Below are 679 nucleotides of genomic sequence, written 5' to 3'. Positions count from 1 at the left end.
GCACCCAGACGCTCACCACCCAGAACGGCACCTACTCGTACTCGGTCTCCGAGGGCGAGAACGGCGAGAACGGCGAGACGATTTACGACCTGTCCCGCGTCTTCCAGGACGGTGCGCTGCCGGTCGGCGCGATCGTGATCCACCCGGACTACAACCCCTTCCCGGAGGTTCCGGGGCTGCTGAACGTCCAGTTCGGCAAGGGCGGCGCGGACCGCGACGAGCGCACGGACGTCCCGATGCTGGGCGAGGAGCTGGAGGCCGCGTTCATCATCGGTCACCAGCTGGTCAACCCGGCCGACCTGGACGTCGACCCGGAGGCCGAGGAGAAGGAGGGCGCGCCGAAGGTGCGGTTCCTCCGGGGTTACCTCCGGGCGGCGGCGACCGAGGTCAAGTCGCCGTCGACCACGGCCAGCAAGGCGACGTTCCTGGCGGTCCAGGACCTGGTGACCGAGCTGGTCAAGATCTACCGGGCCGACAAGAACACCGCGAAGCGTGAGGCGAAGTACAGCAAGTTCCTCGACGCCCAGCGCGCCGAGGTCCTCGCGCCCCAGATCAAGGAGGTCGACGACCAGATCAAGGCCCTCCAGCTCAAGCGCGCGCAGCTCACCGACAAGCTGAACGGCTACAAGGCCGCCTGAGCCACCCGACCAGGGCCCGGCGGCCCTCCACCCCCCAGAGG

At 68.6% G+C, this 679-nt stretch carries 1 protein-coding gene; it reads left to right on the top strand.

Going from position 1 to position 679, the window contains the following annotated elements:
• The coding region (locus IG88_RS39835) for a hypothetical protein (RefSeq protein ID WP_037837569.1) at nt 1-638 on the top strand (638 nt) is incomplete at its 5' end.
• Nucleotides 639-679 lie beyond the last annotated feature (41 nt).

It is taken from the genome of Streptomyces sp. NRRL F-5650 (assembly GCF_000721365.1).
Lineage (GTDB): Bacteria > Actinomycetota > Actinomycetes > Streptomycetales > Streptomycetaceae > Streptomyces > Streptomyces ardesiacus.
Note: the sequence above shows the minus strand (reverse complement) of the source record. Positions and strands in the feature narration are given on the sequence as shown.